16 protein-coding genes are annotated in these 15,391 nt (G+C 71.0%); 9 read left to right on the top strand and 7 right to left on the bottom strand.

Annotated features, from left to right (window positions below):
• Positions 1-20: 20 nt before the first annotated feature.
• Entirely contained in the window at positions 21-863 is an 843-nt protein-coding gene (locus tag ACFY2Z_RS03400; protein WP_390742489.1) for a LuxR C-terminal-related transcriptional regulator, read from the bottom strand.
• 104 nt (positions 864-967) lie between these two features.
• On the opposite strand from ACFY2Z_RS03400, the gene ACFY2Z_RS03395 reads away from it, so the two are divergent.
• On the top strand, positions 968-2,647 hold the full coding sequence (locus tag ACFY2Z_RS03395) for an AMP-binding protein (RefSeq protein ID WP_390742488.1): 1,680 nt from the start codon (positions 968-970) through the stop codon (positions 2,645-2,647).
• Complete coding sequence (locus ACFY2Z_RS03390; protein ID WP_390742487.1) at positions 2,644-4,257, top strand: AMP-binding protein; 1,614 nt, start codon at positions 2,644-2,646, stop codon at positions 4,255-4,257. The genes ACFY2Z_RS03395 and ACFY2Z_RS03390 overlap by 4 nt, the downstream gene beginning before the upstream one ends.
• Positions 4,258-4,311: 54 nt before the next feature.
• On the opposite strand, the gene ACFY2Z_RS03385 is transcribed toward ACFY2Z_RS03390, so the two are convergent.
• Positions 4,312-5,103: a hypothetical protein gene (locus tag ACFY2Z_RS03385; RefSeq protein WP_390742486.1), complete on the bottom strand. Its 792-nt coding sequence runs from the start codon at positions 5,101-5,103 to the stop codon at positions 4,312-4,314.
• A gap of 238 nt (positions 5,104-5,341) precedes the next feature.
• On the opposite strand from ACFY2Z_RS03385, the gene gcl reads away from it, so the two are divergent.
• Positions 5,342-7,126 (top strand): glyoxylate carboligase, encoded by a 1,785-nt coding sequence (gcl, locus tag ACFY2Z_RS03380; protein WP_390742485.1) that lies wholly within the window; start codon positions 5,342-5,344, stop codon positions 7,124-7,126.
• A 257-nt stretch (positions 7,127-7,383) separates the two neighbouring features.
• On the opposite strand, the gene ACFY2Z_RS03375 is transcribed toward gcl, so the two are convergent.
• The 3 genes from ACFY2Z_RS03375 to ACFY2Z_RS03365 all read right to left on the bottom strand — a co-directional run bounded on the left by ACFY2Z_RS03375 (position 7,384) and on the right by ACFY2Z_RS03365 (position 9,658).
• Positions 7,384-7,665 (bottom strand): hypothetical protein, encoded by a 282-nt coding sequence (locus tag ACFY2Z_RS03375; protein WP_390742484.1) that lies wholly within the window; start codon positions 7,663-7,665, stop codon positions 7,384-7,386.
• A 218-nt stretch (positions 7,666-7,883) separates the two neighbouring features.
• Entirely contained in the window at positions 7,884-8,777 is an 894-nt protein-coding gene (locus tag ACFY2Z_RS03370; protein WP_390742483.1) for a 2-hydroxy-3-oxopropionate reductase, read from the bottom strand.
• A gap of 41 nt (positions 8,778-8,818) precedes the next feature.
• Positions 8,819-9,658 (bottom strand): TIM barrel protein, encoded by an 840-nt coding sequence (locus ACFY2Z_RS03365; protein ID WP_390742482.1) that lies wholly within the window; start codon positions 9,656-9,658, stop codon positions 8,819-8,821.
• 240 nt (positions 9,659-9,898) lie between these two features.
• On the opposite strand from ACFY2Z_RS03365, the gene ACFY2Z_RS03360 reads away from it, so the two are divergent.
• From ACFY2Z_RS03360 to ACFY2Z_RS03335, 6 genes are all read left to right on the top strand, one after another.
• Positions 9,899-10,150 (top strand): hypothetical protein, encoded by a 252-nt coding sequence (locus ACFY2Z_RS03360; protein ID WP_390742481.1) that lies wholly within the window; start codon positions 9,899-9,901, stop codon positions 10,148-10,150.
• Positions 10,147-10,515 (top strand): helix-turn-helix domain-containing protein, encoded by a 369-nt coding sequence (locus ACFY2Z_RS03355; protein WP_390742480.1) that lies wholly within the window; start codon positions 10,147-10,149, stop codon positions 10,513-10,515. Before ACFY2Z_RS03360 ends, ACFY2Z_RS03355 begins: the two co-directional genes overlap by 4 nt.
• Before the next feature lie 162 nt (positions 10,516-10,677).
• Complete coding sequence (uraD, locus tag ACFY2Z_RS03350; RefSeq protein ID WP_390742479.1) at positions 10,678-11,187, top strand: 2-oxo-4-hydroxy-4-carboxy-5-ureidoimidazoline decarboxylase; 510 nt, start codon at positions 10,678-10,680, stop codon at positions 11,185-11,187.
• A gap of 78 nt (positions 11,188-11,265) precedes the next feature.
• On the top strand, positions 11,266-11,673 hold the full coding sequence (uraH, locus tag ACFY2Z_RS03345; protein WP_390742478.1) for a hydroxyisourate hydrolase: 408 nt from the start codon (positions 11,266-11,268) through the stop codon (positions 11,671-11,673).
• A 4-nt stretch (positions 11,674-11,677) separates the two neighbouring features.
• Positions 11,678-12,598 (top strand): factor-independent urate hydroxylase, encoded by a 921-nt coding sequence (gene pucL / locus ACFY2Z_RS03340; RefSeq protein ID WP_390742477.1) that lies wholly within the window; start codon positions 11,678-11,680, stop codon positions 12,596-12,598.
• Positions 12,599-12,619: 21 nt separating this feature from the next.
• Positions 12,620-13,996, top strand: a complete 1,377-nt coding sequence (locus ACFY2Z_RS03335) for an 8-oxoguanine deaminase (protein ID WP_390742476.1) — start codon at positions 12,620-12,622, stop codon at positions 13,994-13,996.
• A 125-nt stretch (positions 13,997-14,121) separates the two neighbouring features.
• Here ACFY2Z_RS03335 and ACFY2Z_RS03330 read toward each other — a convergent pair whose 3' ends face one another.
• Together ACFY2Z_RS03330 and ACFY2Z_RS03325 are read right to left on the bottom strand one after the other, a co-directional pair.
• Positions 14,122-14,715: an exonuclease gene (locus ACFY2Z_RS03330; protein ID WP_390742475.1), complete on the bottom strand. Its 594-nt coding sequence runs from the start codon at positions 14,713-14,715 to the stop codon at positions 14,122-14,124.
• Positions 14,716-14,913: 198 nt separating this feature from the next.
• On the bottom strand, positions 14,914-15,336 hold the full coding sequence (locus tag ACFY2Z_RS03325) for an acyl-CoA thioesterase (protein ID WP_390742474.1): 423 nt from the start codon (positions 15,334-15,336) through the stop codon (positions 14,914-14,916).
• Positions 15,337-15,391 lie beyond the last annotated feature (55 nt).

Here is a 15,391-nt window from a genome sequence, read left to right as displayed (position 1 = left end):
ACAGATGGTCGTCATGGCGTCTACGGCAGCACCCCGGCACGCCGGGCGGCGACCACCGCCTCCCAGCGCGTGCGCGCGCCCAGCTTCCGCATGGCCGACCGCAGATACGCCTTCACGGTCTCCGGACGCAGCCCCAGTCGCTCCGCGGCCGCCGCGTTGGTGGAGCCGACCGCCACGCACGACAACACGTCCACCTCCCGCGGCGACAGTTCCGCGGCCCGCCCCGGGGCCTTCGGGGGAACGGCGGACGCCGCGCCCGCCAGAGTCCCGCACACGGCCAGCAACTCCTCGCGCAGCGCCGGGTCCTCCATCCGCTGAGCCAGCGACCTGAGCGTGCTGTGCGCCTCGCGGACCCGCTCCCAGGCCGCCCCGGACGGCCCCGCGGTTTCCCGTACGGCCGTCAGCACCGCCCGCGCCTCGTCCCGCGCGACCAGTGCCTGCTCCACGTCCCGCGCCGCGGCCACGGCCGCGCTCAGCGTGCGGTCGCCCAGCGGCTGGGCCGTGCGCAGGGCGCCGTAGAGGACACCGCGCACCTTGCGTCGTACGACCAGCGGCACCGCGAGCACGGATCTGAGGCCCTCCGTCGCCACCGCCCCGTCGTACTCGTGGCTGATCGTCCGTGAGGCCGAGTAGTCGGTCACCGCGCACGGCCGGGCCAGCGCGGCCACCTTGCCGCCCAGGCCGTTGCCGGAGACGACGGCGAGCGAGCGGAGCGCCGTCGTCGCGGTCCCGCTGAGTTCGCTGATGCGGATCTGCGGCCGCCCGGGCTCCACGAGGCCGCCGAAGGCGACCGGCAGCCCCGTCGCGCGCCGCAGGCGCACCAGTGCGCCGCGCACCTCCACCGCCTCGGCCGTGTCAGCCACCTGTCCGCCCCCCTCGTCGCGCGGCGCACCCCCGTTCGGGGGTGGTGAGACCTGTATCACGGATTACACGATGTGAGCCGGCTGTCCGGCAATGAGGAGGACACGTGACGGTGAACACCGACCCGACGGATGCGTTCCGGGCCGCGCGGGACTTCCTGCTCGCGCACCGGGAGGACTATGCCACGGCCTACGCGGGCTTCCGCTGGCCGCGTCCCACACACTTCAACTGGGCGCTCGACTGGTTCGACGCCGTCGCGGAGGGCAACGACCGCACCGCGCTGCACATCGTCGAGGAGGACGACCGCGAGACCCGGCTGTCCTTCCGCGAGCTGTCCGAACGCTCCGACCAGGCCGCCAACTGGCTGCGCGGGCGGGGTGTCCGCGCCGAGGACCGCATCCTCGTCATGCTCGGCAATCAGGCCGAGCTGTGGATCACGGCGCTGGCCGCGATGAAGCTGCGCGCCGTGGTCATCCCGGCCACCCCGCTGCTCGGCCCCGCCGACCTGCGCGACCGGGTCGACCGCGGCCGGGTGCGGCATGTGATCGCGCGTGCCGAGGACACCGGCAAGTTCGACGAGGTGCCCGGCGACTACACCCGTGTCGCGGTCGGCGGCGCGGGCCCGCGCTGGCAGCCGTTCGAGGACCTGTACGCCGCCTCCACGCTCTTCGCCCCCGACGGGCCCACGCAGGCGGACGACCCGCTGATGCTGTACTTCACCTCGGGCACCACGGCACACCCCAAGCTGGTGGAGCACAGCCATGTCTCTTACCCCGTCGGCCATCTGGCGACCATGTACTGGATCGGGCTCCGGCCCGGGGACGTCCACCTCAACATCTCCTCGCCGGGCTGGGCCAAGCACGCCTGGTCGAGCCTGTTCGCGCCGTGGAACGCGGAGGCGACCGTGTTCCTCCACAACTACACGCGCTTCGACGCGACCCGGCTGATGGCCGAGATGGACCGGGCCGGCGTGACCACCTTCTGCGCCCCGCCGACCGTGTGGCGCATGCTCATCCAGGCCGACCTCACCCAGTTGCGCACCCCGCCGCGCGAGGCGGTCGCCGCCGGTGAGCCGCTCAACCCCGAGGTCATCGAGCAGGTGCGGCGCGCCTGGGGCGTCACCGTCCGGGACGGCTTCGGCCAGACCGAGACGGCCGTGCAGGTCTCCAACAGCCCCGGCCAGCCCATGAAGACGGGCTCGATGGGTCGTCCGAGCCCGGGCTTCCGCATCGAACTGCTCGATCCGGTGAGCGGGGCGCCGGGGGTGACCGAGGGCGAGATCGCCCTGGACCTGTCGGAGCGGCCCGTCGGCCTGATGACGGGTTACCACGGCGACGCCGACCGCACCGCGGAGGCCATGGCGGGCGGCTACTACCGCACGGGGGACATCGGCGCACGGGACGAGGACGGTTACATCACCTACGTCGGGCGGTCCGACGACGTCTTCAAGGCCTCCGACTACAAGATCTCCCCCTTCGAGCTGGAGAGCGCGCTGCTCGAACACGAGGCGGTGGCCGAGGCGGCCGTGGTGCCCGCGCCGGACGAACTGCGCCTGGCCGTCCCCAAGGCGTACATCGTGCTCGCCGCGGGCTGGGAGCCCGGTCCGGACACCGCCAAGGTCCTCTTCGAGCACTCCCGGGACGTCCTCGCGCCCTACAAGCGCATCCGCCGACTGGAGTTCGCCGATCTGCCCAAGACCGTCTCCGGCAAGATCCGCCGTATCGAGCTGCGCGCGGCCACGGCGGCCGGGTCCGTCAGCGAGTACCGCGAGGAGGACTTCCGGTGACCGCACTGTCGTACGCCCACGGGACCAGCACCACCCCGCTGCTCGGCGACACCATCGGCGCCGACCTCGACCGGGCGGTCGCCGCCCACCCCGGACGCGACGCGCTGGTCGACGTGGCCTCCGGACGCCGCTGGACGTACGCGCAGTTCGGCGCCGCCGTCGACGAGGTGGCGCTCGGACTGCTCGCCAAGGGCGTGCGCAAGGGCGACCGGGTCGGCATCTGGGCGATCAACTGTCCGGAGTGGGTGCTGATCCAGTACGCCACCGCCCGCATCGGCGCGATCATGGTGAACATCAACCCGGCCTACCGCGCCCATGAGCTGGAGTACGTGCTCGAACGGTCCGGGGCCTCGCTCCTGGTCGCCTCCCTCTCGCACCGGACGAGCGACTACCGCGCCCTCGTCGACCAGGTCCGCGGCAACTGCCCGGAACTGCGCGAGACCGTCTACATCGGAGACCCCAGCTGGGAGGAGCTCATCGAGGGCGGGACCATGGTGCCGCACGCCCGACTGGCCGCCGTGGCGACCGAGTTGAGCTGCGACGACCCGGTCAACATCCAGTACACCTCGGGCACCACCGGCTTTCCCAAGGGGGCCACGCTCTCCCACCACAACATCCTCAACAACGGCTACTGGGTGGGTCGTACGGTCGGCTACACCGAGCAGGACCGGGTGTGTCTGCCCGTGCCCTTCTATCACTGTTTCGGCATGGTCATGGGAAACCTGGGAGCCACCGCGCACGGCGCCTGCATCGTGATCCCGGCGCCCTCCTTCGACCCCCGGGCGACACTGGAGGCGGTGCAGCGGGAGCGCTGCACCTCCCTCTACGGCGTCCCGACGATGTTCATCGCCGAGCTGGACCTCCCCGACTTCGCCGAGTTCGACCTCTCCTCCCTGCGGACCGGCATCATGGCGGGCTCCCCGTGCCCCGTCGAGGTGATGAAGCGGGTGGTCGCCGAGATGCACATGGTGGAGGTGTCCATCTGCTACGGCATGACCGAGACCTCTCCGGTGTCGTTGCAGACTCGCAGGGACGACGATCTGGAGCACCGCACCGCGACCGTCGGCCGGGCGCTGCCGCACATCGAGGTGAAGATCATCGACCCGGCGACCGGCGTGACCCTGCCGCGCGGTTCGGCCGGTGAGCTGTGCACCCGCGGCTACAGCGTGATGCTCGGCTACTGGAACGAGCCCGACAAGACCGCCGAGGCCGTCGACCCGGGGCGCTGGATGCACACCGGCGACCTGGCGATGATGCGCGAGGACGGCTATGTCGAGATCGTCGGCCGTATCAAGGATGTGATCATCCGCGGCGGCGAGAACGTCTACCCGCGTGAGATCGAGGAGTTCCTCTACGCGCACCCGAAGGTCGCCGACGTCCAGGTGGTCGGGATCCCTCATGAGCGCTACGGCGAGGAGGTGCTTGCCTGTGTGATCCCGCGGGACCCGGCCGATCCGCCGACGCTGGAGGAACTGCGGGCCTTCTGCGAGGAGCAACTCGCGCACTACAAGATCCCGAGCAGCCTGCGGATCCTCGACTCCTTCCCGATGACGGTGTCGGGGAAGGTGCGCAAGGTGGAGCTGCGGGAGGCCTACGCGGAACGGCCGTAGGGGGAGGGGCGGGCCGGTTGTGGGGGGCGGCCGGTCGGCCGAGGCGGCAGGGCGTCAGGCCGGGCCGGCGGCCAGTTCGTCGGCGAGGCTGTTCACCGGCTGGGGCGCACCGGTGAGGTCGAGGACGAACAGCGGGACGCCGAGGCGGTCGGCGACGGCCCGGGCGTCGTCGGCGTAGCCCGCGAGGGAGAAGTAGACACAGCGGGCGGACTCGGACAGCGCGGTGAGCCACAGGCACTCCACGTCCCGCAGCGAGGCCGGCTGCAGCGTCGGGTCCACCTGCGCCAGGATCCCGCGTGCGGCGAGCCCGATCCCGTTCGGCTGCCGCTGGTCGGCGCGCCGTATGTCGCGGTAGCCGAGCCAGCGCAGATAGAGCGCGGCCACGGTGACGGCGTCGCGTGCGGAGCGTATGGCGACGGGCTGGAAGGCGGTGGGGGACCGCTTCCGTCCGCCGACCGGGCCGGATTCGAGGCTGTCGTCGCCCGCCGGGTCCGGCGTCACCGCGCCCGCTGGCTTTCGCCGTGGCCCTGTGCCCGCCGAGGGCCGGCCCGGCTCCTGCGGTGACGCGGGGTCGGGCCGACCCGGCAGTCCGGCGACCGGGACACGGAGCACCGTCCCGCACGCACAGCCCAGTTCCGGGTGCGGCCACTCGTCCTCACGTTCGCAGGTACCGCAGCGGACCGTGACCCAGTCGTCGGCCCAGGTGCGGTGGGTGACGACGGAGGGCTCACCGAGACGGTCCAGCGGCGGGGCGACCGGGGCGCCGCACACACAGGGGTAGCGCGGTGCCGCGTAGAGATGTTCACGGCGGCAGATCGGGCACCGCACGAGGACGCTCTCGGACATGGCCCTCTCCACCCCTCGCATCGGACACCGGTCCCATCCTGCTCCCAAGTGCCCCCGCTTGTCCTCGGCTTCGTGCACCGCGCGCCCCGGCGCCGCCCGCTCTTGACGGCTGCCACCACCCCACCTACATTACTTCCAAATAGCAGAAGAAATTTTCCGTCATACGGAAAATAAAGAGAAGTGCTCACCGCGGGGCGCGACGGGAGCGCGAGTCCGACAGCCGAGGCAGGAGTAGTCCATGGCTCGAATGACCGCTGCCCGCGCGGCAGTCGAGATCCTCAAGCGCGAGGGCATCAGCCACGCGTTCGGGGTCCCGGGTGCGGCGATCAACCCCTTCTACGCGGCCCTGAAGGCCTGCGGCGGGATCCGGCACACCCTCGCCCGCCATGTCGAGGGCGCCTCCCATATGGCGGAGGGCTATACCCGCACCCGTCCCGGGGCCATCGGTGTGTGTATCGGCACCTCCGGTCCGGCCGGCACCGACATGATCACCGGGCTCTACTCGGCGACCGGTGACTCGATCCCGATCCTCTGCATCACCGGGCAGGCCCCGACTGCGGTGATCCACAAGGAGGACTTCCAGGCCGTCGACATCGCCTCCGTCGCCAGGCCGGTCACGAAGATGGCCGTCACCGTGCTGGAGGCCGCCCAGGTGCCGGGCGTCTTCCAGCAGGCCTTCCATCTCATGCGCTCGGGCCGGCCCGGACCGGTCCTCATCGATCTGCCCGTCGACGTCCAGCTCACCGAGATCGAGTTCGACCCGGAGACCTACGCACCGCTCCCGGTCCACCGGCCCGCCGCCACCCGAGCCCAGATCGAGAAGGCGACGGCGCTCCTCAATGCCGCGCAGCGCCCGCTGATCGTCGCGGGCGGCGGTGTCATCACCGCGGACGCGGCCGAACTCCTCGTGGAGTTCGCCGAACTGACCGGCACTCCGGTCGTGCCGACCCTGATGGGCTGGGGTGCCATCCCGGACGACCACGAGCTGAACGCCGGGATGGTCGGCCTGCAGACCTCGCACCGCTACGGCAACGCGACCTTCCTGGAGTCCGACTTCGTCCTCGGCATCGGCAACCGCTGGGCCAACCGCCACACCGGCAGGCTCGACGTCTACACGGCCGGCCGGACCTTCGTCCACGTCGACATCGAGCCCACCCAGATCGGCAGGATCTTCGCCCCCGACTACGGCATCACCTCCGACGCCAAGGCGGCCCTCGAACTGTTCGTGGCGGTGGCCCGGGAGTTGAAGGCGGCCGGTCGGCTGCCCGACCGGGGCGACTGGGCCGCCGCCGTCCAGGAGAGGAGGGCGCGCCTGCTGCGCCGTACGCACTTCGACGACATCCCGATCAAGCCGCAGCGGGTCTACGAGGAGATGAACAAGGCCTTCGGGCCCGAGACCCGGTATGTCTCCACCATCGGCCTCTCCCAGATCGCCGGCGCCCAGATGCTGCATGTCTTCCGGCCCCGCCACTGGATCAACGCCGGTCAGGCCGGCCCCCTCGGCTGGACCGTCCCGGCCGCCCTCGGCGTCGCCACGGCCGACCCGGAGGCGTCCGTCGTCGCTCTCTCCGGGGACTACGACTTCCAGTTCATGATCGAGGAACTGGCCGTCGGCGCCCAGCACCGGATCCCGTACATCCACGTCCTGGTGAACAACGCCTATCTGGGCCTGATCCGCCAGGCGCAGCGGGCGTTCGACATCGACTTCCAGGTCAATCTGGAGTTTGAGAACATCAACTCGCCCGAGCTGGGCGTCTACGGCGTCGACCATGTCAAGGTCGCCGAGGGCCTCGGCTGCAAGGCGATCCGGGTGACCGACCCGGCCGGTCTGGGCGCCGCCTTCGAGCAGGCCGGGAAACTGGCCGCCGAGCACCGGGTGCCGGTCGTCGTCGAGGTGATCCTGGAGCGCGTCACCGACATCTCCATGTCCACCACCAACGACATCGGCGCCGTGGTCGAGTTCGAGGAGACCGCGACCGAGCCGGGGCACGCGCCGACCTCGATCAGAACCCTGAAGATCTGACGCACACCGCGGCGAGACGACGGTGAGGGGCGGCCCGTGATGCGGGTCGCCCCTCGCGTTGTCGCACCCGGAGAGGTCCGGCGCGCCGCGGTACCCCCGTAGTTCGCGACGCGCCCGGGACACCGCCCGACGGGCGGCCCGGACCCCTCCGGCAGGGCCTGCCGCCCCCGTGCCGACAGGCCCTGTGTGCCGATAATCTGCCCAAGTGGCCGGGCATTTGAAGCCTTCCGGCCGGTGTTCAGAGGATGACTTGAGGGTTACGTAGACGGCCTACGCCACTCTATGTAGGCGGGGTCTTCGGTCTCTTCGATGTAGTGCTCCGACAGCCCCGGCCAGTCCTCCGGCCCGCCGCCCTGCCACTCGATGAGGTCGCTCTCCTCGACCTCGATCCGGTCCAGGTCGGCCAGGCGCAGGATCTCGACGACGTCGTCCAGGTGGCTGGCGAGTCCGAGGGTGACATCGCCCTCGGTGACCCGGCGGGATCCGTCCAGGGCCGGGGCGTGCACCACGATGTGCGGATGCTGCGATGACTGTTCCATGTCTTCAGCCTCCTGCCGCCCGGACCGATCCGCACCCCGGACGCCGTCCGCGCTCCGGGCATCAGCCGCAGCCCGGACGCGATCCGTGTCGCGGACACAAGGAAGCGCCGGACGCGGAACGGTCCGTGTCCGGCGGAGGGTTCCGGGTGGTGCCGGCGCCTGGGCGCGACAGGACAGGTGTCGGCGACGGCACCACCCGGAGTCTGGGGTTCGAGGGCTCAGATCCCGGCGCCCGAGAGGCGTTCCACGCCCCGCAGCAGAGCCGAGTGGTCCAGGCCGCCGTCGCCCTGCGCGCGCAGGGACGCGACCAGTTGGGCGACCACGGCACCGACGGGCAGGGCGGCCCCCACGGCGCGGGCGGCGTCCGTGACGATGCCCATGTCCTTGTGGTGCAGATCGATGCGGAAGCCGGGCGTGAAGTCGCGGTTCAGGAAGTTGTCCTTCTTACGGGCCAGCACGGTCGAGCCCGCCAGCCCTCCGCCCAGCACCTCCAGGGCGGCCCCCAGATCCACCCCGGACCTCTCCAGGAAGACCACGGCCTCGGCGCACGCCTGGATGTTCACGGCGACCATGAGCTGGTTCGCGGCCTTCACGGTCTGCCCCGAACCGTGCGGGCCGCACAGCACGACGGTCCTGCCCAGCGCCTCGAAGAGCGGCCTCGCCGCCTCGAAGTCGGCCGGTTCGCCGCCGACCATGACGGACAGCACCGCCTCGACCGCGCCGGCCTCACCGCCGGACACCGGTGCGTCGAGGACGCGGATGCCCCTTGTCCCGGCGTGCTCGGCCAGGGCGATCGAGGTTCCCGGAGTGATCGACGACATGTCGATCAGCAGGGCGCCGGGCCGGGCGTTCTCCAGGATGCCGCCGGGACCGTAGGCGACCGCCTCGACCTGGGGGGACGCCGGCACCATGGTGACGATCACGTCGGCGTCGCGCACGGCCTCGGCGACCGAGGCGGCCGCCGTGCCCCCGGCGGCGGTCAGGCGGTCAAGCTTCTCCTGCTCCAGGGTGTACCCGGTGACGTCGTACCCCGCCTTGATCAGGTTCTCGGACATGGGGGAGCCCATGATGCCGAGGCCGATCCAGGCGATCTTGGGAAGCGTGGTGGTCATGGGGTGCCTCTCTGACTGCTCTGCTGCGTGTGGGGCGAAGCTCAGCGGGCGGCGCGTGCCTGGGCCGGCAGCCAGTCGAAGGCCCCGGCGCTCGGGGCGTCCCCCGGCTTGTACTCCAGGCCGATCCAGCCGTCGTAGCCCGCCTTCGCGAGCCGGTCGAGGAGGTCCGACAGGGGGAGCGAACCCGTCCCCGGCGCTCCGCGGCCCGGGTTGTCGGCGATCTGGACGTGGCCGGTCCTCGGTGTGTACCGGTCGATCACCTCCGGCAGGTCCTCGCCGTTCCTGGACAGGTGGTACAGGTCCATCAGGAATCGCGCGTTGCCCAGGCCGGTCGCCTCGTTCACCCTGTCGACGATCGCCACGGCGGCCGGGGCCGACACCAGTGGATACCGCGGGGACTCCGGCCTGTTCAGCGCCTCGACGAGGACGACCGCACCGATGCGCTCGGCGGCGCGGGCCGCCAGCACCAGGTTCTCCAGGGCCAGCGCGTCCTGCTCGGCCGGGTCCACGCCGTCGACGCGGTTGCCGTACAGGGCGTTGAGGGCCGTACAGCCCAGCGCCCCGGCGAAGTCCGTCGCCACCTCCACGTTGGCGCGGAACCTCGCCGACTCCTCGCCGGGGACGGAGAGGGCGCCGCGGTCCGGTCCCGGCAGCTGTCCCGCGTAGAAGTTCAGTCCCGTCAGGCGCACCCCCGCGGCCTCGATCGCCTTCCCGAGGGCGTCCAGCCGGGACGGCTTCGGGGTGGGCGAGTCGGTCCAGGGCCACCACAGTTCGACCGCGGTGAACCCCGCCGCGGCGGCCGCCGCGGGACGCTCCAGGAGCGGGAGATCCGTGAAGAGGATCGACAGATTGACGGTGAAGCGCTGGTCGGCGAATCCCATCCGCGGCGCCCTTTCCGATGTGCTTCCGTATTGTGGAATTTATTTTCTGCTTAATGGAAGACTGTCGTGCCCGATGTCCCTTGTCAAGGGGAGGGAAGGGGAAGCGGTCGCGACCTGGCGTCGGTTAGGGTCGCCTCGTGCTGGACGGGGGCGGCTCCGTCCCGGTGGAGGCCCCCGACGTGCCCTCGTCCCGGGCGATCCGGATGGCACTACAGGTCACGACCGTGCTTTGGGGGCACCGTGCGACTGAGAGTGGAGTTCACGACCGAGCCCTTCGACCTCGACGAGGTGCCGGGGCATGCGCTGGCCGCCCGGGAGGTCGTGGAGGCGGCCGACCTGGACGCCGTGGACGTCGGCCCGTTCGGCAACACCGTCGAAGGCCGCGCCGACGCGGTGCTCACCGCCGTGGACGGGCTGCTGCGCAGGAGTCTGGAGGCCGGTGCCACCCGGATCTCGCTGCAGGTCAACGTGGTCACGGAGGCCGGCAGATGAGTGGGTCCGGGGACGAGCCCTTCATCATGGCTGTGAAGCCACTGGTCGACGCCATGGGCGGCGAGATGCTGCCCCCCGACCAGGCGGGGCCGGATGATGTCGTGCTCGTCTGGGAGGGCGCCGGCGTCGTCGCCGTACGGCTGCCGCAGCTCGCCGACTCCCTCGATCACATCCTCGCCGCGATGGAGCGCAAGCACGGCAGGTCGCTGGCCGAACTGGACCGCAAGGGCAAGCAGGAGATCGTACGGGCCCTGGAGGCGCGCGGCGCCTTCTCCGTGCGCCATGGCGTGGAGACCGTCGCGAGCGCTCTCGGCGTGAGCCGCTTCACCGTGTACAACTACCTCAACCGCGACAAGGGGGCCTGACCAGGCCCGATGCACTTCGTGCGGACCCCGTCGGCGGGGCGGCGCCCGGCACTCGGGCGGCGGTCGGTGCCCCTCCGAGTATTCAACAAAGTGTTGACGCCATCCGGTGGAGGGCGTTAGCTGTTCGCAGTCCGATCAGCCCCCAGGCCACGGAGGCACCCCGTGACGTCGACTGCCATGCCGCCGGGTCTCGCCCGGTTCAACACCCTTGAGGAGCACGCGGCCTCGGCCGTCCTCCATGAGGCGTGCGCCTCCACGGCATGGGCCGCCCGGCTGCTCGCCGCTCGCCCCTACCGCACCGCCGACGACCTCTACGCCGCCGGCGACGCGGCCATGGCCGAGCTGACCACGGCGGACCTCCAGGAGGCGATGGCCGGGCACCCGCCGATCGGCCGCCCCAGGCCGGGCGACCCCACCTCCGCCCAGGAGCAGCGCGGCATGGCGGGCGCCTCGGCGGAGCTGAGGGCGGAGATGCTCGAACTCAACCTCGCGTACCAGGAGAAGTTCGGGCACATCTTCCTGATCTGCGCGACCGGCAAGACGGGGGAGCAGATGCGTGACGCGGTCAGGAAGCGGATCGGCAACGCGCCGGAGGAGGAGTGGGAGATCGTCCGAACCGAGCTGGGGAAGATCAACCGTATCCGGCTCGCCCGGCTGCTCGACACCGACTGACCCACGACCGCCGGACTCCTCGACTCCGTCCGAGGCAGGACCGCCGGACTCCTCGACACCTCCTGAAGAGGACAGCGCATGAGCACCGAGACCACCGCTTCCGTCTCCACGCACATCCTGGACACCAGCGTCGGCCGCCCCGCACCGGGCGTCGCCGTCCGTCTCTCCGCCCGGGTGGGCCGGGACGCGGACTGGCGGACGCTCGGCGGCTCCGCGACCGACGCGGACGGCCGGTGCAAGGACCTTCCGGACCCACCGGAGGGGACCACCCACGTACGGCTCGACTTCGCCGTCGAGGCGTATCTCGCAAGGTCTGTGAAGAAGCCGGCCGAGGCGCAGCAGGACGCCCCCGCGCATCGGGACAGCGGGACCCCCGGAGCGTTCTTCCCGGAGGTGACGGTCACGTTCGCCGTCATGCCGGGGGAGCACTACCACGTGCCGCTGCTGCTCAACCCGTTCGGCTACTCCGTCTACCGAGGGAGCTAGCTGTATGACCGTCAACTCCGGCCCCACCCGCCCCGTGATCCTCGGACAGAACCAGTACGGCAAGGCCGAGAACCGAGTCGTCAGGATCACGCGGGACGGCGCCACCCACCACATCAAGGACCTCAACGTGTCCGTCTCGCTCTGCGGCGACATGGACGAGGTCCACTACTCCGGCTCCAACGCCCATGTTCTGCCGACCGACAGCACCAAGAACACGGTGTTCGCCTTCGCCAAGGAGCACGGCATCGAGTCCGCCGAGCAGTTCGGCATCCATCTCGCCCGTCACTTCGTGACGTCCCAGGAGCCCATCCGCCGGGCGCGGATCCGGATCGAGGAGTACGCCTGGGACCGGATCGAGCACACGGGGCGCGGCGCGCACTCCTTCGTCCGCAACGGCCAGGAGACCCGGCTGACGCAGATCACCTACGACGGCTCGTCATGGGAGGTCGTCTCGGGCCTCACGGATCTGACCGTGCTGAACTCGACCGACTCCGAGTTCTGGGGCTTCGCGAAGGACAAGTACACGACACTGCCCGAGACGCACGACCGCATCCTGGCCACGTCCGTCACCGGCCGCTGGCGCTTCGGCTGGAGCGACGACGCCCAGCGGATGCCGGACTGGAACACGTCCTACGCGGAGGCGAGGAGGCACCTGCTCCAGGCCTTCGCCGAGACCTACTCCCTGTCGCTGCAGCAGACCCTGTACCAGATGGGCGCGCGCGTCATCGAGCACCGTGGCGAGATCGACGAGGTCCGCCTCTCCCTCCCGAACAAACACCACTTCCTGGTGGACCTGGAGCGGTTCGGGCTGAAGAACGACGACGAGGTGTACTACGCCGCCGACCGGCCGTACGGCCTGATCGAGGCGACCCTCCTGCGGGAAGGCTGCGAGGCACGGATCCCGGTGGACCTCACCAACCTGTGACGGAAGCGAGAACCACGAATCATGACAGTCCGGCGCATCGTCATCGAGAACTGTTCGATCGCGACCGTGGACGCCCACGACACCGAGTACGCATCGGGACACGTCGTCGTCGCCGGCAACCGGATCGAGGCGGTCGGGGCGGGGGCGGCCCCCGAGGGCCTGGAAGGTGTCGTACGCCGTGTCGACGCGTCCGGCCACCTCGTGACCCCCGGCCTGGTCAACACCCACCACCACTTCTACCAGTGGATCACCCGGGGCCTGGCCACGGACCACAACCTCTTCGACTGGCTCGTCGCGCTCTATCCGATCTGGGCCCGCATCGACGAGCCCATGCTCCGCGCGGCGGCACAGGGCTCGCTCGCCATGATGGCCCGCGGCGGGGTGACCACCGCCATGGACCACCACTACGTCTATCCGAAGGGCTGCGGCGACCTGTCCGGTGTCATCATCCGCGCCGCCCGCGAGACGGGGCTCCGCTTCACCCTCGCCCGTGGCTCCATGGACCGCAGCGAGAAGGACGGCGGCCTGCCGCCGGACTTCGCCGTCGAGACCCTCGAAGGCGCGCTTGCGGCCACCGAGGCGACCATCGACGAGCATCACGACGCCTCCTTCGACGCCATGACCCAGGTGGCGGTGGCGCCCTGTTCGCCGTTCTCGGTCACCACCGAACTCCTCAGGCAGGGCGGGGAGTTGGCGCGGCGCAAGGGCGTGCGGCTGCACACCCACGGCTCGGAGACGGTCGAGGAGGAGAAGTTCTGCCACGAGCTGTTCGGCATGGGCCCCACCGACTACTTCGAGTCGACGGGCTGGCTGGGCGAGGACGTGTGGATGGCGCACTGCGTCCATATGAACGACTCCGACATCGCCGCCTTCGCCCGTACGAGGACGGGGGTCGCCCACTGCCCGTCCTCCAACGCCCGGCTGGCCGCGGGCATCGCCCGGGTCCCCGACATGCTCGCGGCGGGCGTGCCGGTCGGCCTCGGCGTCGACGGCACCGCGTCCAACGAGTCCGGTGAACTCCACACCGAACTGCGCAACGCGCTCCTGATCAACCGCCTGGGCGCGCACCGGGAATCCGCCCTGAACGCCCGTCAGGCGCTGCGCCTCGGCACCTACGGAGGCGCTCAGGTCCTCGGCCGTGCGGCGCAGATCGGGTCCCTGGAGCCGGGCAAGCTCGCCGACCTCGTGCTGTGGAAGCTCGACACGCTGGCCCACGCCTCGATCGCCGACCCGGTGACCGCGCTGGTCTTCGGCGCGGCGGCCCCGGTCACGCTGTCCCTCGTGAACGGCGAACCGGTCGTCGAGAACGGACGGCTGCTGCACGTCGACGAGGACGCCGTCGCCCGCTCCACACGGGAGGAGGCCCAGCGCCTCGCACGGATCGCCGCGCAGGCCTGAGCGGCGAAGACCCCGGCCGGGAGGGACGGCTCCCGGCCGGACGCCGTGGACCCGAGCGGGGGCCCACGGCGGCCGTCACCGGGGCACGCGCACCCGCGCGTGCCCCGGAGCGGCGTGTCGGGTGCCTACGCGGGCCCCGGCCACGCCATGAGCCGGGCGAGGAGCTCAGCCTGCTCGATCGCGTCGTCGAGGGCATGGTGGGTGTGGGGGCGCGTCGACAGGAGATGACGGGGCATGGTCCCCTTCGCCACGGCCCGCAGCGGCAGCCCGGCCTTCGTCGCGTACAGCGTCTTCATGTCCAGGCAGCCGGAGTGCCCGAAGGGGCTCGCGCCGGTGAAGCGGATCAGATACCAGTACAGAAACGTCCAGTCGTACGACGCCGGGTAGCCGCACATCACCGGCTGGGCCCCCGTACTCAGTTCGCGCACCCAGTCACTGAACTCGCCGAGTGCGACGGCCGGTTCGGCTCCCTCGGCCGTCAGCCTCTCCCGGTCGAGGCCACTCACCGCCAGCGCCTCGGGCACGAACGCGTCGGCGATCGGCCTGAGCTCGCGATAGAAGGTGTGATCCTCCGGATCGGCGGCCGTGAACCCGTCCGCGTCCTGCACACCGGCGACCGCCGCGCCGAGGCTCAGCATGGAGTACGGACCCGGGATCGGGCCGTCGGCCTCGATGTCGACGGAGATGTAAAGGCTGGGCTTGATGCGTCGTGCGGCCATGGACACGCAGCATCCCAGGTCACCGGGCTCCGCGCAGCCCGATTCAGCGCCACCGGAACTCCTGGCACGGCCGCGCCTCGGGCAGCCGTCCGGTGAAGTAGGCGGGCGTTCGAGGAGGCGTGAGAAGCAGCAGCGGCGGCGCGTGCGGTCCACGAGGCCGGGCGCGCCCCGGAGTCGCTCGACGCGTAGGCGCGGCGCTCACAGGCCGAAGAGCTCCGGCCTGCCCGTCAGCGCCCGGAAGCGGCTCTGCGGGTCGGCCAGCAGCCTGCGCTCCTCGAGGTCCAGCAGGCCACCGACGCCGGTCACCTCGGCGGCGACCGTACCGTCCGTCTTCCGTATCGACTGCACGACCCGGTACGTCTTGCCCTCGCCCCACTCGAAGGCGCACGTCACGTCCACCTCGTCGCCCGCGCGCAGCTCCCGCAGATAGCGGATGGTCGTCTCCAGGGCGACGGGACCGATCCCCTTGGACAGCAACTCGGACTGGCCCACCCCGGCCTCCTGGAGCATGCACCAGCGGGCGTGCTCCGCGTACTGCAGGTAGACGCTCTGGTTGAGGTGGCCCAGGGAGTCGGTCTCGTACCCCCGGACAGTCACGCGGACGGCAAACGGCTCGCTCAAGGCTTCCCCTTCTCCCGGCTTCGACCGGACGCTCCGGCCCACCGATCCTGGCATG

This window comes from Streptomyces sp. NPDC001222 (assembly GCF_042896945.1).
In the GTDB taxonomy this organism is placed as follows: Bacteria; Actinomycetota; Actinomycetes; order Streptomycetales; family Streptomycetaceae; genus Streptomyces; species Streptomyces gibsoniae.
This window is presented reverse-complemented; position numbering and strand designations above follow the sequence as displayed.

What these genes read in the sequence shown, in the direction of transcription:
- ACFY2Z_RS03385 (WP_390742486.1), bottom strand. Translation starts at nt 5,103, where the DNA reads ATGTCCGAGAGCGTCCTCGTGCGGTGCCCGATCTGCCGCCGTGAACAT.
- uraH (WP_390742478.1), top strand. Translation starts at nt 11,266, where the DNA reads ATGAGCACCGAGACCACCGCTTCCGTCTCCACGCACATCCTGGACACC.
- gcl (WP_390742485.1), top strand. Translation starts at nt 5,342, where the DNA reads ATGGCTCGAATGACCGCTGCCCGCGCGGCAGTCGAGATCCTCAAGCGC.
- ACFY2Z_RS03370 (WP_390742483.1), bottom strand. Translation starts at nt 8,777, where the DNA reads ATGACCACCACGCTTCCCAAGATCGCCTGGATCGGCCTCGGCATCATG.
- ACFY2Z_RS03365 (WP_390742482.1), bottom strand. Translation starts at nt 9,658, where the DNA reads ATGGGATTCGCCGACCAGCGCTTCACCGTCAATCTGTCGATCCTCTTC.
- ACFY2Z_RS03375 (WP_390742484.1), bottom strand. Translation starts at nt 7,665, where the DNA reads ATGGAACAGTCATCGCAGCATCCGCACATCGTGGTGCACGCCCCGGCC.
- pucL (WP_390742477.1), top strand. Translation starts at nt 11,678, where the DNA reads ATGACCGTCAACTCCGGCCCCACCCGCCCCGTGATCCTCGGACAGAAC.
- ACFY2Z_RS03330 (WP_390742475.1), bottom strand. Translation starts at nt 14,715, where the DNA reads ATGGCCGCACGACGCATCAAGCCCAGCCTTTACATCTCCGTCGACATC.
- ACFY2Z_RS03355 (WP_390742480.1), top strand. Translation starts at nt 10,147, where the DNA reads ATGAGTGGGTCCGGGGACGAGCCCTTCATCATGGCTGTGAAGCCACTG.
- ACFY2Z_RS03335 (WP_390742476.1), top strand. Translation starts at nt 12,620, where the DNA reads ATGACAGTCCGGCGCATCGTCATCGAGAACTGTTCGATCGCGACCGTG.